Source organism: Brevibacterium yomogidense (assembly GCF_900163715.1).
In the GTDB taxonomy this organism is placed as follows: domain Bacteria; phylum Actinomycetota; class Actinomycetes; order Actinomycetales; family Brevibacteriaceae; genus Brevibacterium; species Brevibacterium yomogidense_A.
This window is the reverse complement of the sequence record NZ_FWFF01000017.1, coordinates 466771-488104: the sequence shown is the minus strand read 5'-3', so window position 1 is coordinate 488104 and position 21334 is coordinate 466771. Positions and strand designations below refer to the sequence as shown.

At 69.7% G+C, this 21334-nt stretch carries 17 protein-coding genes and 2 tRNA genes; 4 read left to right on the top strand and 15 right to left on the bottom strand.

The genetic code is table 11. From position 1 onward, the window contains the following. Positions 1-4 precede the first annotated feature (4 nt). The 4 genes from rsmD to FM105_RS11105 all read right to left on the bottom strand — a co-directional run bounded on the left by rsmD (position 5) and on the right by FM105_RS11105 (position 5775). Positions 5-655: a 16S rRNA (guanine(966)-N(2))-methyltransferase RsmD gene (gene rsmD / locus FM105_RS11120; protein WP_256970350.1), complete on the bottom strand. Its 651-nt coding sequence runs from the start codon at positions 653-655 to the stop codon at positions 5-7. A gap of 112 nt (positions 656-767) precedes the next feature. After that, positions 768-2999, bottom strand: coding sequence for an ATP-dependent DNA helicase RecG (locus FM105_RS11115; protein WP_179207132.1), 2232 nt, complete (start codon positions 2997-2999; stop codon positions 768-770). Continuing rightward, positions 2992-4614, bottom strand: coding sequence for a DAK2 domain-containing protein (locus FM105_RS11110; RefSeq protein WP_087008148.1), 1623 nt, complete (start codon positions 4612-4614; stop codon positions 2992-2994). The genes FM105_RS11115 and FM105_RS11110 overlap by 8 nt, the downstream gene beginning before the upstream one ends. Further along, positions 4615-5775, bottom strand: a complete 1161-nt coding sequence (locus FM105_RS11105) for a thiamine-phosphate kinase (protein WP_087008440.1) — start codon at positions 5773-5775, stop codon at positions 4615-4617. 217 nt (positions 5776-5992) lie between these two features. On the opposite strand from FM105_RS11105, the gene FM105_RS11100 reads away from it, so the two are divergent. Continuing rightward, entirely contained in the window at positions 5993-6523 is a 531-nt protein-coding gene (locus FM105_RS11100) for a DUF3515 domain-containing protein (protein WP_101599426.1), read from the top strand. Positions 6524-6544: 21 nt separating this feature from the next. Here FM105_RS11100 and FM105_RS11095 read toward each other — a convergent pair whose 3' ends face one another. From FM105_RS11095 to leuC, 7 genes are all read right to left on the bottom strand, one after another. Next, positions 6545-7666: a D-alanine--D-alanine ligase family protein gene (locus tag FM105_RS11095; RefSeq protein WP_087008146.1), complete on the bottom strand. Its 1122-nt coding sequence runs from the start codon at positions 7664-7666 to the stop codon at positions 6545-6547. A gap of 9 nt (positions 7667-7675) precedes the next feature. Then, positions 7676-8203 (bottom strand): YbhB/YbcL family Raf kinase inhibitor-like protein, encoded by a 528-nt coding sequence (locus FM105_RS11090; protein WP_087008145.1) that lies wholly within the window; start codon positions 8201-8203, stop codon positions 7676-7678. Between the two features lie 34 nt (positions 8204-8237). After that, positions 8238-9242: an NAD(P)H-dependent glycerol-3-phosphate dehydrogenase gene (locus FM105_RS11085; protein WP_087008143.1), complete on the bottom strand. Its 1005-nt coding sequence runs from the start codon at positions 9240-9242 to the stop codon at positions 8238-8240. Next, the gene (locus FM105_RS11080; protein ID WP_218777945.1) at positions 9239-10117 is read right to left on the bottom strand and encodes a lysophospholipid acyltransferase family protein; all 879 of its coding nucleotides are present in this window, start codon (positions 10115-10117) and stop codon (positions 9239-9241) included. Before FM105_RS11080 ends, FM105_RS11085 begins: the two co-directional genes overlap by 4 nt. Continuing rightward, positions 10114-11442, bottom strand: coding sequence for a UDP-N-acetylglucosamine 1-carboxyvinyltransferase (gene murA, locus FM105_RS11075; RefSeq protein WP_087008141.1), 1329 nt, complete (start codon positions 11440-11442; stop codon positions 10114-10116). The genes FM105_RS11080 and murA overlap by 4 nt, the downstream gene beginning before the upstream one ends. A gap of 127 nt (positions 11443-11569) precedes the next feature. Then, the gene (leuD, locus tag FM105_RS11070) at positions 11570-12166 is read right to left on the bottom strand and encodes a 3-isopropylmalate dehydratase small subunit (protein ID WP_087008139.1); all 597 of its coding nucleotides are present in this window, start codon (positions 12164-12166) and stop codon (positions 11570-11572) included. Between the two features lie 2 nt (positions 12167-12168). Beyond that, a complete protein-coding gene (leuC, locus tag FM105_RS11065) occupies positions 12169-13713 on the bottom strand; it encodes a 3-isopropylmalate dehydratase large subunit (protein WP_087008138.1) in 1545 nt (514 codons plus the stop codon). Between the two features lie 215 nt (positions 13714-13928). On the opposite strand from leuC, the gene FM105_RS11060 reads away from it, so the two are divergent. Continuing rightward, positions 13929-14651 (top strand): IclR family transcriptional regulator, encoded by a 723-nt coding sequence (locus FM105_RS11060; RefSeq protein WP_087008136.1) that lies wholly within the window; start codon positions 13929-13931, stop codon positions 14649-14651. Between the two features lie 503 nt (positions 14652-15154). Here FM105_RS11060 and FM105_RS11055 read toward each other — a convergent pair. The 4 genes from FM105_RS11055 to FM105_RS11040 form a co-directional block, all read right to left on the bottom strand. Continuing rightward, positions 15155-15227: transfer RNA gene (locus tag FM105_RS11055), tRNA-Glu, on the bottom strand. 44 nt (positions 15228-15271) lie between these two features. Further along, positions 15272-15343 (bottom strand) — tRNA-Gln (locus FM105_RS11050). Positions 15344-15489: 146 nt separating this feature from the next. Beyond that, the gene (gene gltX / locus FM105_RS11045; RefSeq protein ID WP_087008134.1) at positions 15490-16971 is read right to left on the bottom strand and encodes a glutamate--tRNA ligase; all 1482 of its coding nucleotides are present in this window, start codon (positions 16969-16971) and stop codon (positions 15490-15492) included. Positions 16972-17048: 77 nt separating this feature from the next. Then, positions 17049-17858 carry a fumarylacetoacetate hydrolase family protein gene (locus FM105_RS11040; RefSeq protein ID WP_087008132.1) on the bottom strand — a complete coding sequence of 270 codons (810 nt, stop codon included), beginning with the start codon at positions 17856-17858 and terminating at the stop codon, positions 17049-17051. A gap of 163 nt (positions 17859-18021) precedes the next feature. Here FM105_RS11040 and FM105_RS11035 point away from each other — a divergent pair, with 163 nt between their 5' ends. Both FM105_RS11035 and FM105_RS14725 read left to right on the top strand, forming a co-directional pair. After that, positions 18022-20982 (top strand): ATP-dependent helicase C-terminal domain-containing protein, encoded by a 2961-nt coding sequence (locus tag FM105_RS11035; protein WP_256970368.1) that lies wholly within the window; start codon positions 18022-18024, stop codon positions 20980-20982. Between the two features lie 61 nt (positions 20983-21043). Further along, positions 21044-21265, top strand: coding sequence for a hypothetical protein (locus FM105_RS14725; RefSeq protein WP_087008128.1), 222 nt, complete (start codon positions 21044-21046; stop codon positions 21263-21265). Positions 21266-21334: the final 69 nt, after the last annotated feature.

Here is a 21334-nt window from a genome sequence, read left to right as displayed (position 1 = left end):
CGCCTCAGCCTTCTCTGTCGCCCACAAGGTCGCCGCCTTCGCCCATCAGGTCGTCTCCTTCGCCCTTCTGGTCGTCTCCGTCGCCCACCAGCTGGAGCAGCCACATCCGCGTCTCCCCGTACGTGCGGTCGCGGTAGAGCTCGAGTCGTTCCGGCAGAGTGGGCTGGGGAGAGCGGACCGACCGTTCGACGACCGCCAGCGCGCTCAGATCCCGCAGCAGTCCGGCGACGGTCTTGAGCAGACGACCCACCTCGTCCTCCCCCATGGGGTACGGAGGATCCGCGAAGACCACGTCGAACCGCTGGTCGTCCTCGAGCAGCCTGTCCACGGCTGTCTGCGCGCGCTGGGACAGGACCTGGGTGCGGCCCTCCTCCCCCAGGTCTGCGATGCTGCGCGTCAGCGCGCTCACCGGCCCGGACGCCTGGTCCACGAACACCACGTCGTGCGCTCCGCGGCTCAGTGCTTCGAGCCCCAGCGACCCCGACCCCGCGAAGAGGTCCAGGACCCGGGCGTCCTCGAGGACGCCCATCCCATCCAGCGACGCGAACAGGGATTCCCTCACCCGGTCCGGAGTCGGCCGGGTGTCACGGCCCTTCGGTGCGTGGAGAGGACGCCCGCGGTGGCGGCCGGCGATGATCCTCATGCCAGCGCCCACGTATCGAGTGCACCGTTCGGCAGTCTGCTTCTCGTCGGCATGTTTCTCGTCGGCCTGCTTCTCTTCGGCCCGCTTCTCGTCAATCCGCGTCTCCTCGTCGGCCCGCGTCTCATCAGCCCGCCTCGATGAGGTCTTCGTCGGCGGTCGAGAAGATCTGGGCGATGAGCCGGGCGAGTGCGCGATTCTCGTCCAGCGCGGGGTCCGCCTCCAGCAGCCATGCCGCGTCCTCCCGCGCATCCTTGATGATCGCCTCGTCCCGGAGCACCGACAGGTGGCGGAGGCTCGACGTGCCGCCCCACTGCGCACGGCCCAGGACGTCGCCCTCACGACGGGAGCGGATGTCGTACTCTGCGAGTTCGAAGCCGTCCAGAGTCGACGCGACCGTCTGCAGCCGCTCGTACGCCTCCGATTCCTCGGACGCGTACGACAGGAGGAAGCAGAGGGAGGAATCGCCGGCACGTCCGACGCGACCGCGCAGCTGGTGGAGCTGCGCGACGCCGAACCGGTCCGCGTCGACGATCACCATGACTCGTGCGTTGGGGACGTCGATCCCCACCTCGATGACCGTCGTCGACACGAGGACATCGATGTCCCCCGCCGCGAACGCCTTCATCCGATCGTCCTTGTCCTGGGAAGGCATCTGTCCGTGGAGGACCTCGATCCGGGCGCCTTCCAGTGCCGACGCCCCGCGGAGGTGCTCCGCGTAGTCCTCGACGCCGGGCTGAGGAGCGCCCGTCGCCTCGTCCGGGGAGCTCGTCTCGATGCGGGGCAGCACCACGAAGGCCTGCTGGGAGCGTGCGGTGTGCTCCGCGATCACTTCGACGACGCGATCCGCCCAGTGGGGGTGCTGCGCCAGCGGCACGAGGTGCGTGGTGATCTCCCTGCGTCCTGACGGCATGTGGTTGAGCGTGGACACGTCGAGGTCGCCGAACACGGTCATCGCCGCGGTGCGCGGGATCGGTGTGGCCGTCATGACCAGTGTGTGAGGGGTCCTGCCCCCTGCCTTCTGCCGCAGCGCCTCGCGCTGCTCCACTCCGAAGCGGTGCTGCTCGTCGACGACGACCATCCCCAGGTTCGCGAAGATCGTCGTCTTCGACAGCAGGGCGTGGGTGCCGACGACCAGGTCGATGTCTCCGATCGCCAGGTCGATGAGGATCCGTCTGCGTTCGGCCGTCGACAGCGATCCGGTCAGCAGTGCGACGACCACGCCGTTCTCCTGGCGCAGGAGTGCGGATTCAGCGGCGAACTCGCCCAGGGCCGCGGTGATCGAGCGGTAGTGCTGAGCGGCGAGCACCTCCGTCGGCGCGAGCAGCGCGGCCTGTGCGCCGGAGTCGATGGCCTGGAGCATGCCCCGCACCGCGACGAGGGTCTTGCCCGACCCCACGTCGCCCTGCAGCAGGCGGTTCATCGGCACATTGCCCGTCAGCTCGCCGCCGATGTCTATGCCCGCATGCTTCTGCGACAGCGTGAGAGCGAAGGGCAGTGCCTCGTCGAATGCGGCGAGCACGCCGTGCTCCTTCCCCGCGAGCGCCGACGCGCTGAGTGCTTCGTGCTCCCTGCGGCGCTGCAGGAGCACCGTCTGGAGCGCGAGCGCTTCCTCGTAGGCCCACCGTGATGAGGCGCGCTTCACCTCATCCATGGTGGTCGGCCGATGCATCGCGTCATAACCCTCCCGCAGGCCGACGAGTTTCCGCTCGCGTCGCAGGGGTGCGGGGATCGTGTCCACGAACCATTCGTCGGAGACCGTGTCGAGCGCCGTCGTGATGAGAGTGTGCATCCGCGTGCTCGTCACCTTGCCGACCGTGGGATAGACCGGTACCGGCCGGGAAGGTGAGAGCATCGAGGTGTCCCCGGTGCGCTCGTCGTCCGCGATCCTCCCGTCGCCCGTGAGCAGTGTGGGCGACGAGAGCTGCACGCGACCCCGGTAGTACTTGATCCGGGCGCTGACGAGGATCCGCGTCTCTGCGGTCAGCACTCTGCCGATCCACGGCTGATTGAAGAAGACCACGTCGACGAAGCCTCCCGCGCTGTCGGTGACCGACACCGTGGAGATCGTGCCCCGCCGGTTCTTCATCCGCCGCGATGCGACGTCCGCGACCGTCACGTGGAGGACGACGTCGGTGCCCTCCTCGAGCGTCCCGAGTGCGCGGATGTCGGTGAACTGGCCCGGGTCGACCCAGCGACGGGGGAAGTGGCGCAGCAACGAGTCGACGTCGGTGATCCCGCCCTTCGCGAGCTTCGTCCGATCGGCCTGCCGCGGGAGGATCGTGCGGAACTCCTCGTCCCTGCGGAACCAGTCCGGCTCCGGGACGACGATGTCCTCCCCGGTGTCGTCGTCACTCAACACCGACCACCACCCAGGAGCCGCTCTGCCCCCCGTCGACGACCACGACTTCCGCGTCGGCGTGCTGGGCGTCGATGTGGGTGCGCAGCCGTCCGATCGCGGCCGCGGGAGCATCCGCGCCGGTGAGCAGGGTGACGAGGTCTCCACCCGCACCCAGCAGTCGATCGACGAGAGCGAGGGCCGCTGCCTCTGCGTCACTCTCCACTGCGCGGACACGACCGTCGATGACCGTCAGCGCATCGCCGGCCGCGTACATGAGCGGCCCTTCGCCGTGGTCCTCTCCTGCGGTCACGACCGCGCCCACGCGGGTGCCCGCGGCCGCTTCGGCCATGTCGGCGTGGAGGTCGTCCCCTTCCGCCCAGGGATCGAACACGGCCGCTGCCGCCACGACCGAGGCGACATCGCGCGTCCTCAGCGCCTTCGCGCCCGGGAGTCCGGCGACGGCGTCTGCGGCGGCGGCGGAGTCCGGGAGGATGAACACGGGGCCCTCCGCCAGCGCGACGAGGTCGGCGACGACCTCCCGCAGATCAGCGCGTCCGGAGTGGACGGCGACGGCTTCCGTCAGGGCGAGCGACAGCAGGAGGCCGGGTCCATCGGCCAGTGCGATGAGGCCCGACGGATCCCCGTCGGGTCGGCGCACGGACAGGTCTTCGACGCGCAGATCCACGACGCCGTGGGTGTCCATGACGTCGAGCAGCCTCCGCGCGTCATCGATGCCGCCGCCCTCCGCCGTGTGGACGTGCACCATCGGCCAGTTCACGACGATGCTCGTGCCGCCGGCGCGGGCCAGGGCGCGCTTGAGCGGACGGGTCCGATCCTTCGACTCGCCCAGGTGCGCCACCAGTTCGAGTCCCGTCTCCCCGCCTCCCAGGTGGAGCGTCTCGAGCGGGCCGCGGTCGGCAGGCGCGTCGCCGCCGTCGTCAGCTGAGTCGTCAGTCCCGCTGTCGCGGCCCGTGGGATCGCTGCCGGTGACCGTGAGGTAGAGCAGATCGAAGAGTTCGACGATGCCGGAGGACCCGGCGTCGACGACGCTGTTCTCCCGGAGGACGGGCAGCTGGCCGGTCGTCTCGCGCAGTGCTGTGCGGGAGCGATCGCGCACGGCACTCACGAGCCTGATCAGGTCGTCGCCGGCGTCCGCCCGCTCACGTGCCTCCTCCGCCATCGCATCGAGCACCGTCACCATCGTGCCGTCCACGGGTGCGACGATCGCTTCGCGCGCACGGGACGCGGCGAGCTCGAGCGCCGCGGCGAACGCGGGAGAGTCCGGCACTTCGACTCCCACCAGTGCGTCCGCGACACCGCGCAGCGCCACAGAGAGGATGAGGCCGGAGTTGCCGCGCGCCCCGCGCTGGGCGCCGGTCGCCATCGCGTCGATGACATCCGGAAGCGTCACCGCCCCGTCGAGCGATTCGACGGCGCGGTAGGCGGAGCGCACCGTGTGATAGAGGTTCGTGCCCGTGTCCCCGTCCGGGACAGGGAACACGTTGATCGCGTTGATGCCGCCGCGCTCGCGCCGCAGGCGGTCGACGGTGCGCTTCGCCCAGCGGGCGGCGAGGCGTCCATTGATGCGGACGTCTGCCCGCGGGTCACGCCCGGACCCGTTCCTCCTGCGCACTCATCCCTCCACACCACTGAAATGTCGGAAGCCGCCGTCAGGGTCCGCACGGACGAATCCCGAGTCCGCCAGTGGGACTCCGTCCACGCACACTCCTGGTGAGCCGAGCGCGTCGTCGCCTGATCCGGTGACCGATCGCACTCGTCCGATCGACGTCCACCCTAGCGGATCCGCACCTGCGGGCACCGCCGTGAGGAAGCCGTGGTCCTCGCCTCCTGTCAGCACCCATCGGCGCGCCAGGGCCAGCGCCCGGTCCTCGCCGGTCGCCGCGTCGTCACCCGAAGACTCCGGTGCCCCTCGCCTCGCGAGCACGTCCGCCGCGAGCGGTATGAGGTCCTGGGCAAGCGCATCGAGCGCCGTCCCGTCGAGGTCGATCACCACGCCCGAGGCCCGTGCCATCCTGCCGGCGTCCGATGCCAGGCCATCCGAGAGATCGATGAGAGCGGCACGGGTCGCGTCCGCTGCCCAACCAGCCGCGGAGTCTTCGCCGACTGCCCCGAACGCGTCGAGGCTGGTGCGGAGCACGTCCACGGACTCATACTCCGGTCGCGGGGCGCGCTGGGCCTCGATGGCGCGGGCGTGCAGCGGAGGGACGCTATCGGGGAGGACGCCTCCGGACGCGAGGAGGAGGTCGAGTCCGGCAGCCGCCCAGCCCGTCTGCCCACCCAGCAGGACGTCGTACCCTGCTTCCGCCGCGGTGCGGGTGAAGGGCAGCGCGTCGACGGGGAGGCTTCCGAGCGCGGTCACGGCGATGACGATCTGGGGTGCTTCGGAGAGGTCGCCCCCGAGCACCGATGCCCCCGCCCGCGCCGCTTCTTCGACGAGCCCGTCCACCAGTCCGTCCACGAACGCGGCAGACGTGCTCCCCGGTGCGGCCAACGACAGCAGCAGACCGGTGGGCCGAGCACCCATGGCGCAGACATCCGCGAGGTTCTGCGCGGCGGCTTTGACCCCGAGCCTGCGGGGGTCGAGCCAGCCGTGCAGGAAGTCCTCCCCCTCCACCAGCATGTCCGCAGTGCTCACGAGCCGTCCCGGCGCCTCCGACACCGCCGCGTCGTCACCCGGTCCGATGAGGACCTGTTCCGCGGCGGGGATGCGTGCGAGGATCCGGGCGACGATGCGGTCCTCGCCGAGGTCCGCGAAGGTGGGCTCTGTGCTCATTCCCCCAGTATGCCTGCAGGCACGGACTCGGGATCGACCACCGGCACGCGCAGTGCGTGCGCGGGGCGTGCGCAGTGCGTGCGTGAGGCGTGCGCAGTGCGTGCGTGAGGCGTGCGCGAGGCGTGCGCGAGGCACGCGCAGTGCGTGCGCGGGATCATCGGTCCCGTGCCGCGACACGACGGAACGGGTCTCCGCCACGACCAGTACCCTGAGCACTATGCGCTTCCGTCCCCTCCGCTCGCCGTCCCGCCGCACGCTCTTCCGGACTTCCGCCGGGGTCGCTGCGGCCGCGGCCCTCGTGACGCTGGCAGGCTGCACGAGCATGCTGGTGGTCGATCCCGCGGAGGACGCGGCGGACCCCGACTGCGCGCTGCCGATGCTCCTCATGCCGGATGAGCTCAATGAGCTGCAGCAGCGGACCACGTCGTCCCAGGGCACGACCGCATGGGGCGAGCCCGCGAGTGTGATCGTGCGCTGCGGGGTCGCACCGCCGGCACCCACGACGGACCCCTGCGTCAACGTCGACGGCGTCGACTGGGTGCAGGTGCGCGCGGACGAGGACACCTGGCAGTTCGTCACCTACGGCCGCACCCCCGCTGTCGAGGTGCTGGTCACCCCCACAGAGGTCTCCGGTGCCACGGCTCTCGCGTCGGTGTCCTCCGCAGTGAGCGACATCGAGCAGACGGCGGAGTGCGTGTCCGTCGAGGACGCGGAGCAGGTGGACGGCGAGGCTCCCGCAGGAGCCTGAGCCCGGTCGGATCTGCCGGACTCAGCCCGCCGCGCGGTGGTCGCGCAGTGCGATGTCCACAAGCGCCTCGACGAGCTCCTCGTAGCGCATGCCGCTGTGCTCCCAGAGCACCGGGAACATCGAGGTGGGGGTGAAGCCGGGCAGTGTGTTGATCTCGTTGACGAGGACCTCACCGGACTCCGTGACGAAGGTGTCGACGCGTGCGAGGCCCGAGCAGTCGAACGCGTCGAACGTCCGGCACGCGAGATCCTGCACCCGTGCCGATGCCGCCGCGTCGATGTCCGCCGGGCAGCTGATCCTCACGGCGTCCGCATTCATGTACTTCGTGTCGAAGTCGTAGAAGTCCGCGCCGGTCACCTCGATCTCTCCGGGCACGGAGGCCCGCGGACCCTCGTGGAAGCGCGTGCCGATCACTCCGCATTCGATCTCACGGCCGACGATCATCGGTTCGACGATCGCTGCGGAGTCGTGGGCGAATGCCTCTGCGAGTGCGGCGTCCAGTGCCGCGTCATCCGACGGATCCGACACCTTCGTCACGCCCATGGAAGATCCCGCGTTCGCGGGCTTCACGAACAGCGTGGATCCCAGCGTGCGGATCCGTTCGACGACTGACGCGCGATCAGTGCGCAGCTGGCGCACGGTGACGGGCTCCCACGGGCTCGTGGGAACCCCCGCATCGCGGAGCACGGCCTTCATGAACCGCTTGTCCATGCCGATCGCAGAGCTCAGGACGCCGCTGCCCACGTACGGCACGTCCATGAGCTCGAAGACGCCCTGCACGGTCCCGTCCTCACCGAACGGACCGTGGAGGACCGGGAAGAAGACGTCGACGACGGCGAGGTCCTCTACCATTCCGTCCGCGCCCCTGACACGCAGCGGGCTGCGCCGCACGTCGAGGGGGAAGATGATCTCCGTCCCATCGTCGACGACCTCCGGCATCAGCTCCGGATCGAAGCGGAAGCCCTCAGCATCCTCGACGATCCGACAGACGCCGTCGCGGGTCATCCCGATCGGCAGCACCCTATAGCGCTCGTCGTCCAGCGCCTTGAGGACGCCGGCTGCCGTGACGCAGCTGACGGAGTGCTCGGACGAGCGTCCGCCGAACAGGACGGCGACGACGGGACGGGGATCAGGTGAGTTCATGCGCTGGTGTCACTTCGCTTCGTAGGTGGTCTCGATCCACGCACGGCCGATCGAGTGGAAGAACAGGTTGAAGCCGACGAATGCCGGCGTCGCGTCCGCGTCGACGTCCAGTGGCTCGTCGAGCGCGTGGACGATGAAGAAGTACCGGTGCGGTCCGTGCCCGGCGGGCGGTGCCGCACCCACGAACTCGTGCGCGCCGGCGTCGTTGCGGACGGTGATCGCGCCTTCCGGCAGCAGGCCGCTGTCCGGGGCACCCGCACCGGACGGAAGCTCGGTCACATCCGCGGGGAGATTCGTGACCGTCCAGTGCCAGAATCCCGAACCGGTGGGGGCATCCGGGTCGAAGCTCGTGACGGCGAACGCCTTCGTGCCCTCGGGGAATCCCGACCACGACAGCTGGGGTGAGACGTCCTCGCCGCCGGGGACGCCCATCTTCCCGGATGTCTGCGGTGCGGCGAGCTCCTGGCCCTCCGCGATGTCCGTGCTGGTCACGTCGAAGCGGGGAAGATCGTTGAGCTTGTGGAATGGGGAGTTCACAGGTGGTCCTCTCGTGTGCGTCGCGCCGGACCGCTCAGCGGACCGGACCTTCGTGCTTGCGCTTTCGAGCCAACAGGAGAGGTCCCAGTTCGTCAACCCGCAGACGACCGTCGATGACGGCGCTCACGGCCTGCGTGATCGGCAGTTCGACTCCGTTCGCCTCCCCGATCGCCAGGACCGCGCTCGCCGACTTCACACCCTCGGCGACCTGCTTCGTCCGCTCCGCGGCCTCCTCGACCGTGAGACCGGTGCCCAGCAGCCCCCCGAAGCTGCGGTTGCGCGACAGCGGTGAGGCGCAGGTGGCGACCAGGTCGCCCAGTCCGGCCAGGCCGGACAGTGTGTGGGCCTCGGCGCCCATCGCCAGCGCCAGGCGCGTCGTCTCCGCGAGCCCGCGCGTGATGATCGAGGCCTTCGAATTGTCGCCCAGTCCCTGACCGTCGCACATGCCGACGGCCAGTGCGATGACGTTCTTGACCGCACCGCCCAGCTCGACGCCCACCACGTCCGTGTTCGTGTAGGGACGGAAGTAGGAGTTCGCGGACAGTTCAGCGACGATCTCCGCGGTCCGGACGTCCGGTGCGGCGACGACTGTCGCGGTGGGCTGCTCCTGCGCGATCTCCTTCGCGAGGTTCGGACCGGACACCACGGCGATGCGCGACGGATCGTGGCCGGTCGACTCCGCGATCACCTCGCTCATCCTCTTGCCCGTCGTCCGCTCGATGCCCTTCATGAGGCTCACGATGACCGCTTCCGGCGGGAGCGACGCGGCCACCGCTTCGAGGTTGTCCCGCAGCGACTGCGCAGGCACGGCGAGCACGACGACGTCGGAATCGGCGAGTGCTGCGGCGGCGTCGGTCTGCGCGGAGACGTTGTGCCCCAGCGGGATGTCACCGAGGTAGGCGCTGTTCGTCCCCTTCTCCGTGATCTCGCGCGCGACCTCGTCGCGGCGGGCCCACACCGTGACCGGATTGCCCGCGTCACCGACGACCTTGGCGAACGTCGTGCCCCAAGAGCCTGCTCCCAGCACTGCAGTCCTCATCGTGTCTCCTCATCATCCGCTGTAGCGGTATGCGCGTCTGTGCGGTTCTGAGCATCTGTGCGGGCCCGGGCGTCTGTTCGGTCGTCCGCGTCTGTGCGGTCGTCCGCGTCCCAGGCGTCGATCGTGTCCTGGAAGCGCTGCGGGAGGGGGACCCCGCGCAGCGCGGCGACATCCGCCGCGATGCCAGCCGTCACCCGATCGGCGAAGCCGCGGGCCAGAGCGGACGAGGTGTGCCCGTCGCCGCCGGCCGGCGGCATGAGCGGATCACCGAAGTGCACGCGCACAGCGCTGAACGGACGCGGGGTGAGCTTCTTCGCGCCTACCGGCATGACGCGATCCAGTCCCCAGTGGGCGATGGGGACCACCGGTGCCCCGGTCTCGATCGCCAGCCGGGAGACGCCCGTCTTCGCCGCCTGCGGCCACAGCTGCGGATCCTTCGTCAGCGTGCCCTGCGGGTAGATGACGACGGTCTGACCCGCCGCCAGCGCGCGCTTCGCATGGACGAGTGAGTCCCCGGCCCTGGTCGATGCGCGCAGCACCGGGATCTGCCCCATCGTCACCAGCGCACGCCCCATGAAGCCGCCGAAGAGGCTGGACTTCGCGAGGAAGTGCGGCAGGATGCCCTCGCGCCAGATCGCCATCGCGACGACCAGTGGATCGAGGGCGCTCGCGTGGAACGGCGCGAGGATGACCGGACCCTTCCCGATCTTCTCCTGTCCCGTCACGGACAGCCGGGTGACCAGGCGGAGGAGGAGGCGGATCGATTCCGCCGTGGGTCGTGCCCAGAACAGGCTCCGCCTGAGTGATGCTGCGTCGAACTCCGGGTAGCGGACCTCCGACGAGGGGACCGATCCCTTCGCTGCCTCATCTGTCACGCCGACGCCACCAGCTCTGTCCGGGCGCCGAGGCCGTCGAGCTTCTCGGAGAAGCGCTCGTAGCCGCGGTTGATGACGTCGATCCCGGAGACGCGCGAGGTGCCCTCCGCTGCGAGGGCGGCGACGATGTGGGAGAAGCCGCCGCGCAGGTCCGGGACGGTGAAGTCCGCTGCGGTGAGCGGCGTCGGACCCGACACGATCGCGGAGTGCAGGAAGTTGCGGCGTCCGAACCTGCACGGGGTGCCGCCGAGGCACTCGCGGTAGACCTGGATCTTCGCACCCATCGTACGCAGCGCGTCCGTGAAGCCGAACCGATTCTCATACACCGTCTCGTGGATGATCGACATCCCGGATGCGCGGGTGAGCGCCACGGCGAGCGGCTGCTGCCAATCGGTCATGAAACCCGGGTGGACGTCCGTCTCGAGGACGATGGACTGGAGCTCGCCGCCCGGATGCCGGAAGCGGATGCCGTCCTCCAGCACGTCGAACTCGCCGCCGATCTGCCGGAAGACGTTGAGAAACGTGATCATGTCCTGCTGGCGGGCTCCGGCGACCGTGATGTCGCCGCCCGTCGCCAGCGCCGCCGAGGCCCAGGATGCCGCCTCGTTCCGGTCCGGCAGGCTGCGGTGCACGTACCCCTGGAGGCGATCGACGCCCTCGATCCGCAGGACCCGGGCCGGGTCCACGGTGATCGATGCGCCCATCTTCTGCAGGACCATGACGAGATCGATGATCTCCGGTTCGATCGCTGCGTTCCGCAGCTCTGTCACGCCCTCTGCGCGCACTGCGGTGAGCAGCACCTGCTCCGTCGCACCCACAGACGGGTACGGCAGCTTCACCTTGGTGCCGCGCAGGCGCTGAGGCGCCGACAGTCGGATGCCCCCGGGCGTCTTGTCCACGACCGCACCGAACTTGCGGAGCACCTCGAGGTGGAAGTCGATCGGCCGGTCCCCGATCCGGCATCCGCCGAGGTCGGGGATGAAGGCCTCGCCCAACCGGTGCAGCAGCGGTCCGCAGAGGAGGATGGGGATGCGCGATGAGCCGGCGTGCGCATCGATGTCGACGATCGATCCCTGTTCGACGTCCGCGGGGTCGAGGACCAGCTCGCCGTCGGGCTCACCCTGGTCGGGGCCCTGCGTCACACGCACTCCGTGGAGCTCGAGCAGACCGGTGACGATCTCCACGTCGCTGATGGCCGGAACACCGCGCAGGATCGAGGGGGTGTCCCCGAGCAGGGACGCGACCATGGCCTTCGGGACGAGGTTCTTCGCACCACGCACCTGCACGGTCCCGTTCAGCGGCACTCCACCGTGGACGTTGAGCATTCAGGCTCCTCTGCTGTCAGGAACTGGCGTACGGACGGACACCGTATGCACACGGCCGCCCTGAGGACGACCGTGTGCATGGTATCGGATCTGAGTCAGAGGAGCGGGGACGCGAGGCTTCCTGCGGTCAGAGGACGGGCAGCGTCTTCGGCTTGTGCTCGGGACGCGAACCCTCGAACTCCTCGATGGCATCCGCGTGCTGGAGGGTGAGGCCGATGTCGTCCAGACCCTCGAGCAGGCGCCAGCGGGTGTAGTCGTCGATCTGGAAGGGCACCGTGAGGGTGTCGACGGACACGGTGCGTGCGACGAGGTCGACCGTGATCTCCGTACCCGGATGGTTCTCGATCACCTTCCAGATCAGCTCGATGTCCGACTGCTCGACCTGTGCCGCCAGCAGTCCGCCCTTGCCCGCGTTCCCGCGGAAGATGTCGCCGAAGCGACTCGAGAGGACTGCGCGGAAGCCGTAGTCGTGCAGCGCCCAGACGGCGTGCTCACGGGAGGACCCGGTGCCGAAGTCCGGGCCGGCCACCAGGACTGACCCGTTCGCGTACACCTCGTGGTTGAGGACGAAGTCGGGCTCGTTCCGCCAGCGGGCGAAGAGCGCGTCCTCGAATCCCGTGCGGGTGACCCTCTTGAGGTAGACCGCCGGGATGATCTGGTCCGTGTCGATATTGGACCGGCGCAGCGGCACACCGACTCCGGTGTGGACTGACAGCTTCTCCATGGTCATGCCTCCTTGCCTGCGGATGCCGTGGGACGGACGGCGCCCGGGGTGACGCTGAGCGGGATCTGCGCGGGGCGCGCCTGCGCCTCGGCAGCGGCGGCGGCCTCCGCCTCGCGGGAGGCGGCCACGGCCTCGGGATCGGCAGGCGGCAGGTCCCCCGGTGCGGACAGGGTGCCGAGCACCGCAGTCGCCGCGGCGACCAGCGGGCTCACGAGGTGCGTGCGACCGCCCTTGCCCTGCCGTCCCTCGAAGTTGCGGTTGGAGGTCGACGCGCAGCGTTCGCCCTCCGCCAGCTGGTCGGGGTTCATGCCGAGGCACATCGAGCAGCCCGCGAAGCGCCAATCGCCGCCGGCGGCCTTGAACACCTGGTCGAGGCCCTCCTCCTCAGCCTGGAGGCGCACGCGGGCGGACCCGGGCACCACCATGAAGCGGATGCCGTCCTTCGCCCGACGACCGCGCAGCACGTCGGCCGCAGCGCGCAGGTCCTCGATGCGGGAGTTCGTGCAGGAGCCCAGGAAGACGGTGTCGATGTCGATCTCGCGCAGCGGGGTCCCCGGTGTGAGCCCCATGTAGGCCAGTGCGTTCTCCGCCGACTCGCGCTCGGATTCGTCGACGAAGTCCGCCGGATCCGGGACGTCGGCCGACAGGGGCAGGCCCTGCCCGGGGTTCGTGCCCCAGGTGACGAACGGCTCCAGGTCGGATGCCTCGAGGACGACCTCGGCATCGAATTCGGCGTCGTCATCCGTGCGCAGCGACTTCCAGTACTCGACCGCGGAGTCCCACTCCTCGCCATGGGGCGCGTGGTCGCGGCCCTCGAGGTAGTCGAAGGTCGTCTGGTCCGGCGCGATCATGCCTGCGCGGGCGCCCGCCTCGATGGACATGTTGCAGATGGTCATCCGCGCCTCCATCGAGAGGCTCCGGATCGCTTCGCCGCGGTACTCGAGCACGTAGCCCTGTCCCCCGCCCGTGCCGATCTTCGCGATGACGGCGAGGATGATGTCCTTCGCAGTCGAGCCCTCGGGCAGCGTCCCGTCGACGGTGATCGCCATCGTCTTGAACGGCTTGAGGCTGAGCGACTGGGTGGCGAGCACGTGCTCGACCTCGCTCGTGCCGATGCCGAACGCCAGCGCACCGAACGCTCCGTGCGTCGAGGTGTGCGAATCGCCGCAGACGACCGTGGTCCCCGGCTGCGTGAGTCCCAGCTGGGGGCCCACGACGTGGACGATCCCCTGCTCCGCATCACCCAGGGAGTGCAGGCGGATGCCGAACTCCTCCGCATTGGTCCGCAGCGTCTCGATCTGCGTGCGCGACGTCGGGTCGGCGATCGGCTTGTCGATGTCCTGCGTCGGGGTGTTGTGGTCCTCCGTCGCGACGGTGAGGTCCGGCCGGCGGACAGGGCGTCCCGCGAGCCGCAGGCCCTCGAACGCCTGGGGACTCGTCACCTCGTGCACGAGGTGCAGGTCGATGTAGATGAGGTCCGGCGCGCCGTCCTCGCCCTTGCGGACGACATGGTCGGCCCACACCTTCTCCGCGAGTGTCCTGCCCACAGTCGGGCCTCCTCTGTTCAGTAGCCGCTCCTGCTCACTGGCGGTGCGAGCTGTGGCCCGCACGCGTCGCGATGAGCAGGTGCGCGCCTGCAGTCCCATGCCGCTGTCTCACGCTTCAGGACGTGCGGGGCGCGCTGTTCGTCCGGCAAGGATAGCTCCGGAATCCTGCATATCGGACTTGCATCTCGAATGGCAAGACGTCTAGATTGTGAGACATGACATCCACGAACAGCAGCAGCGGGGTCGGCGTCATCGACAAGGCCGCGCTCGTCCTCTCCGCCCTCGAGGCAGGGCCCGCGTCACTCGCGGAACTCGTGTCGCTCACCGGACTCGCCCGTCCGACGGCCCACCGACTGGCCGTCGCGCTGGAGTTCCACCGGTTCGTCAACCGCGACCTCCAGGGCCGGTTCGTGCTGGGGCCGCGGCTGGCCGAACTGTCGTCCGCCGCCGGCGAGGATCGCCTCCTGGCGGCAGCGGGCCCCGTGCTCGCGCACCTGCGCGATCGCACCGGCGAGTCCGCTCAGCTCTTCCGGAGGCAGGGCGACCTGCGGCTGTGCGTGGCCGCGGCGGAGAGGCCTGTGGGTCTTCGCGATTCCGTGCCGGTGGGAGCGACGCTCAGCATGCGGGCAGGGTCCGCCGCCCAGGTGCTCCTCGCATGGGAAGAGCCCGATCGGCTGCACACGGGGCTGCGCGGCGCGCGCTTCTCCGCCACGATGCTGTCCGGCGTGCGCCGTCGCGGGTGGGCCCAGTCGATCGCGGAGCGCGAGCGGGGCGTCGCCTCCGTGTCCGCGCCCGTCCGAGGCCCCAGCAACCGCGTCGTGGCAGCCGTCTCGATCAGCGGACCGGTCGATCGCCTCACCCGGCAGCCGGGCCGCCTGCACGCAGAATCCGTCATCGAGGCCGCGCGCGTGCTGACAGACGCCCTCATCCGCGGCTGAGCACGCCGCTTGCGGGGCTGGTGCTGGTGGCCGGGCAGATGATCCGGCAGCAGGGCTGATCAACTCCGGTCTGGTCGCGTCTGGCGCGATCGCGTCCGGCCTGGTCACGTCCGGCCCCGGGACCCCACCGCAACAGCATCGAGAGCTCGCAATCCGTACAGATCCAGTCAATGATCTGTGCGGATTGTGAGCTCTCGGCGGCATGCGGGTAGGACGCCGCGGGACGGGGGCACCGGAGCCCCGCAGCGCCGAACCCTCAGAGCTCGCGCCCACAGCAACCGGCCACCGGGACCCAGCACCGGCCACCGCCCCAGCCACCGCTTCGCCGAGTGAGTGCAAACCGGTCCCCGAACAGCCTGCAGGGACCAGGTTGCACTCACTCGCGGGATGTGGCGGGACGCGGGACCCCGGGATGTCGTAGGCCCCGGGATTTCCCGGGACGTCGCGGGATGTGAATGAGAAGGAGCCCGGTTCTTCGTGATGAAGAACCGGGCTCCTGACTGTACCCCCGAGCAGGTTCGAACTGCCGTTTCCGCCTTGAGAGGGCGGCGTCCTAGGCCACTAGACGACGGGGGCGCACTGAAGTGCATCAACTTCATGAGAGACTCGTGAGTCACTCGCTGGGGTACCAGGACTCGAACCTAGACCAAATGAACCAGAATCACACGTGCTGCCGATTACACCATACCCCAATGCCTGGAAGCTCCGGAGAACTCCTGGCAACGAGAGATAACACTACACGGACCCGCGCGCCGGTGCAAAGCGAGAGGGCGCCCCGGTGCGTGATGGTGGTCACGCAATCCGGGGCGCCCTCTCGGAACACGCAGAACCCGCAGGGTCACGCCCCGGCGAGGTGCTCCTGGAGTGCTCGCAGGCGCACCAGCGTCGAGTCCTTCCCCAGGATCTCCATCGACTCGAAGAGCGGGGGCGAGATCCGACGACCTGAAACGGCCACGCGCAGCGGCCCGTAGGCGAATCGCGGCTTGATCTCCATGCGCTCGACGAGAGTCTCCTTGAGCACCTCCTCGAGGCGAGCGGTCGCCCACTCCCCCTCGCCCACGGATTCGAGAGCCGACAGCGAGGCCCGGAGGACCTCGGAGGCAGTGTCCTTCAGTGTCTTGAGGCCGTCCTCCGTGAGCTCGAGGTCCGCGTCTGCGGTGAAGAGGAACGACACCAGATCGGGGGCCTCCCCCAGCAGGTTCATGCGGGTCTGAACGAGCGGAGCCGCCTGCTCCAGGATCCGCGCCTCCTCCTCCGTCACCGGATCGGACACGACCCCGGCCGCCTGCAGGTACGGCACCATGCGGTCGCGGAAGTCCGACTCGTCGAGCAGGCGGATGTGGTCGGCGTTGATCGCCGTCGCCTTCTTCACGTCGAACCGCGCCGGGTTCGGGTTCACATCCGCGACGTCGAACGCCTTGACGAACTCCTCTACGGAGAAGACATCGCGGTCCGGACCGATCGACCAGCCCAGCAGTGCGAGGTAGTTGATGAGGCCCTCGCGGATGAAGCCGCGTTCGCGGTGGTGGAAGAGGTTCGACTCCGGATCGCGCTTCGACAGCTTCTTGTTGCCCTCGCCCATGACGTAGGGCAGGTGGCCGAACTGCGGCGTCTGCACTGCGACGCCGATCGCCTTGAGCGCTTCATAGAGCACGATCTGGCGGGGTGTCGACGACAGGATGTCCTCGCCGCGCAGCACGTGCGTGATGCCCATGAGGGCGTCGTCGACCGGGTTGACGAGCGTGTAGAGCGGCTGGCCGTTCGCGCGCACCACGACGAAGTCCGGGATCGAGCCCGCCTTGAAGGTGATGTCGCCGCGCACCACGTCTGTGAACGTGATGTCCTCATCCGGCATCCTCACGCGCAGCACCGGCTCACGGCCTTCGGCGCGGAACGCGGCCTTCTGCTCATCCGTGAGGTCGCGGTCGAATCCATCGTAGCCCAGCTTCGGGTCGCGGCCTGCGGCGCGGTGCCGCTCCTCGACTTCCTCGTTGGTGGAGAAGGACTCGTAGACGTGGCCGCCCGCGACGAGCTTCTGGATGACGTCCTGGTAGACGTCACCGCGCTCCGACTGGCGATAGGGGCCGTGTGGGCCGCCGACCTCGATGCCCTCATCCCAGTCGAGGCCCAGCCAGCGCATCGCGTCGAGCACCTGCTGGAAGCTCTCCTCTGAATCGCGCTGGGCGTCCGTGTCCTCGATGCGGAAGACGAACGTCCCACCGGTGTGGCGGGCGTACGCCCAGTTGAAGAGGGCCGTGCGGATCATGCCGACGTGCGGGGTGCCGGTGGGCGAGGGGCAGAAGCGAACCTTGGTGGTCACGAGGACGTGGTTCCTTTCGGGTCTGTGTGAGGGGATGCGTGTGGAGGGGTGCAGCGAGGCTCTGCGAGGTGCTGCGCTCAGGCGTCCATGACGGGGTTCTCGAGGACTCCCAGCCCGTCGATGGCGATGGTCATGCGATTGCCCGCTTCGACCCTTCCGACCCCGGCCGGCGTCCCGGTGAGGATGACGTCGCCGGGCAGCAGCGTGATGGTCTCCGTGATGTGCTCGATGAGGGTGGGGATGTCGAAGACGAAGTCCTCCGTCGTCCCGTCCTGGCGGGGGTCCCCGTCGATCCAGCTGCGCAGCCGCACGGCCTCCGGGTCGTACTCCGTCTCGATCCAGGGGCCCAGCGGGCAGGACGTGTCGAAGCCCTTCGCCCGCGTCCACTGCCCGTCGGATCGCTGGAGGTCGCGCAGGGTCACGTCGTTCGCCGCGACGTAGCCGAGGACGTGGTCGTACGCCTTGTCCGCGCTCACGCCCTTCGCGACCCGGCCGATGACGACTCCGAGCTCCGCCTCATAGGACACGTTCTCGCTGACCGCCGGCAGACGCACGGGTTCGCCGGGGCCCACGACCGCCGTGTTCGGCTTGATGAAGGTCAGCGGCGAGACCGGCACGTCGTTGCCCATCTCCGCTGCGTGGTCAGCGAAGTTCCGGCCCACGCCCACGACCTTGGAGCGGGGGATGATGGGGGCGAGCAGCCTCACGTCGTCGTACGTGAGGCGCTCCCCCGTCGACTGTGCGGGGGTGAAGAAGGGATCGGAGTCGAGGACCGCGATCGACAGCCCGGAGGTGTCGACGCTGCCGTCGTCGCCGAGTTCCGGCAGGTCGCCTTCGACGACTCCGTACGTGGGTGCGTCCTTGTGGACGAATCGAACGATGCGCATGCGGACAGTCTAGGTCCGGGCACGGACACACGCCCGTTCGCACGGAACTTCCGTTGGCAGAGTACGCCTGCTCGCAGAGCAGGCCCGCTCGCAGAGCACTCCCGCTCGCACGGCACTTCAGTCCGCGGTGTCCGTGCCGAGTGGCACACTGATGCACGTGACCGTGCACCCCGTCTTCGACCTCGACCGGATCGGCGCCGGGCTGCCCGCGGGAGGCCTGGTGGATCGCATCGCTGTGCTCGCGACGCCGCAGCGCGGACTGCGTGCGGTCATCGAGGCCCCGCCGGGGTCGGGGAAGACGACCGTCATCCCGCCCGCTCTCGCCGTGGCGCTTGCACCACAGACCACCGCTGCCGAGGCCCCAGGCACCCGCGCCCGCATCCTCGTCTCTCAGCCCCGCCGGGTCGCGGCCCGCGCCGCGGCCCACCGGCTGGCGCACCTGTCGGGCCAGGAAGTGGGCGGGGCCGTCGGCTACACCGTGCGCGGCGACCGCCGCACGGGCAGGGACACGCAGATCGAGTTCGCGACGACCGGGGTGATCCTGCGCCGGCTGCTGAACGATCCGGAGCTCTCCGGTGTCGACGCGGTCGTGCTGGACGAGGTGCACGAGCGCAGCCTCGAGACCGACCTGTCGTTCGCGATGCTGCGCGAACTGGTCGACCTGAGAGACGACCTGTCCCTCCTCGTCATGTCCGCCACACTCGATGCCGAAGACTGGGCGCGGCGACTCGCAGGCACAGAGTCTGCCTCCAGCCTCGGCTCCAGTGCCTCAGGCGACTCCGGCGACACAGGCGACTCAGGCGCCCGCAGTGCCGAAGAACCACATGCCGAAGAGGGCAGTGCCGATGGTGGCAGTGCGCCGATCCTGCGCGTCGCAGCGCAGCCGCACCCGCTCACCGTGCGGTGGTCGCCGCCGCCCCGCCGTGCTGTGGATGAACGAGGAGTGCGCCCGGACTTCCTCACCCATGTCGCAGCGACCGTGGACGATGCGCTGGCGGCGGGTCCCGGCGATGTCCTCGTCTTCGCCCCGGGGCACCGCGAGGTCGACCGGATCGCAGCCCAAGTGCGATCGCGCTGCGCGGACGTCGATGTCCTCACGCTCACGGGATCCACCCCGCGCCGGGAGCAGAGCGCCGTCCTCGCAGGCGGCGCCCCTGAAGGCATGAGCCACGCAGGCGGGACCCCTGCAGGGAGGATCCCCGCAGGCGGGGTCCTCCCAGGTGGCGATCGCACAGATCGCGACCACACAGATGGCGACCGCACAGGCGGAGACTACGCAGGCACGAAGACGTCGGGATTCGTCAGACGTCGGGTCGTCGTCGCCACCTCCGTCGCGGAATCGGCGCTCACGGTGCCCGGGGTGCGGATCGTCGTGGATTCCTGCCTGGCGCGAGTCCCGCACTTCGACACGGGCAGGGGGATCGGAGGCCTCACCACTGTGCGCGTGTCGAAGGCCTCCGGCGACCAGCGTGCGGGGCGTGCGGCTCGCGAAGCACCGGGAACGGTCTGGCGCTGCAGCTCTGAGGCCGAATGGGCAGCGTTCCCAGCCCACACGTCACCGGAGATCCTCACCGCTGATCTCACAGGTGCGGTGCTCGACCTCGCAGTGTGGGGGTCGCCCGGCGGTCAGGGCCTGCCTCTCCCCACTCCGCTGCCGGACCTGCCGCTCCGAGCCGCCGCACGCACTCTGCACGGACTGGGCGCGCTCGAATCACCGGATACCGCGGCGCGTGCGACGGCATTCGGGCGAGCGCTCGCAGCCGTCCCTGCGGATCCGCGGACCGCACGGGGGCTGCTCCTCGCGGCTCCTGTGATCGGTGCACGGCAGGCGGCGGAATGCGCCGCGCTCCTGTCCCTCGATGTCCGCGCTGACGGCGGCGACCTCACCGCACTGCTCAGACGTGCGCGCAACTCGCACGACGCCGCCCCTGCCGGCTGGCGGCGAGAGGTGCAGAGGCTCGAGCGCATTGCCCGCGCGCAGGCGGACACAACGCAGCCGGACACACGCGGGAGCTCAGCGTCCACCGCGGGATCGTCCGCGGCTCGCGACCTCGGCATCGTGCTCGCCCTGTCGCGACCGGACCTGATCGCGCAGCTGCGTGCCGGGTCGGACTCCGACTACCTCCTGGCCTCCGGCACCGGCGCGCAGCTGCAGCGCGGGTCAGCGCTGCACGGTGAGGACTGGATCGTCGTCGCGGACGCCGCGGTCGTCGGCGGTCGCACCCTCATCCGCGCCGGTGTGGGCATCGACGAGGAGACCGCTCTGTGGGCGGGGTCGGCTCTGCGCAGCGTCCGTGACTCCGCAGAATGGCGTGACGGCAGGCTGCGCGGCCGCAGGATCGACTCGCTGGGAGCGATCACGCTGACGTCGACTCCGGTCGGCGTGACAGAGGAGTCGGCGAGCGCCGGCATCGCAGACGCAGTGCGGACCGCACTGGGGCGCCTGGGCGACGGCGACTCTCCGGGAGCTGCGTTCGCGGGCCTCGCCGGTGAGGGAGAGGCGGACTCGTTCGCGCTTCTGCGCGGGCGACTGGGCCTGCTTCATCAGGTGCTCGGTGTCCCCTGGCCGGATGTCCGCTCCGCCTCGCTCGCGGACACCCTCGACGACTGGCTGGGACTGGAGATCCGACGTGCTGCCAGGATGCTCGCGTCCGGGAACGCCCGAGCCGCCGGCCCCAAGCGCACCGTGCGACTGCGTCTCCACGACGCACTCCAAGGGCTCCTCCCCTGGCCCGAGGCCGTGGACCTCGACCGTCTGGTGCCACTCCGGGTCGCGGTGCCGTCGGGCTCCTCCGTGCGCCTCGACTATCCGCGGCCGGAGGAGCACACGACCGATGACGGGCCACGCACGTCACCGCCCGTTCTCGCGGTGAAGCTCCAGGAGATGTTCGGAGCGTCGGAGGGGCCTGCCGTCATCGACGGTCGCGTGCCCGTCCTCGTCCATCTCCTGTCGCCCGCGCGCAGACCGCTGGCGGTCACTGCGGACCTCGCGAGCTTCTGGAGCGGCGCCTACGCACACGTCCGCGCGGAGAACCGCGGCAGGTACCCCAAGCATCCCTGGCCCGAAGACCCGCGTTCCGCCCCTCCCACCAAGCACACGTCGAAGCGCTCATCGCGCACATAAGCCCGCGCAGATGAGCCCGCGCACGTGAGTCCACCACCGCGAAGAGAAGGACACCTCCTCCGTGAAGAACTGCCTCTCCATCATCCTCGGTGGACTGTTCCTGCTGTCCAACCTCCTCGTCGTCCTCGCGGGAATCATCGTCGCCACCGACTTCGGCCACCCCGGCAAGTGGGGGTTCCTGGTGGGCACGCTCGTGCTCGCTGTCGTGCTCGGGCTGCTCTTCCGCCTCACCGGCCACCGCGTCCGCGACGCCTACGGCATTCTCGACCTGTTCAGCTGGTGACGAGCTGTCACGCTCCGGCACAGCGTCACCGCACGACACGCCGTCTCCGCACGACGCAGCCTCCCCACA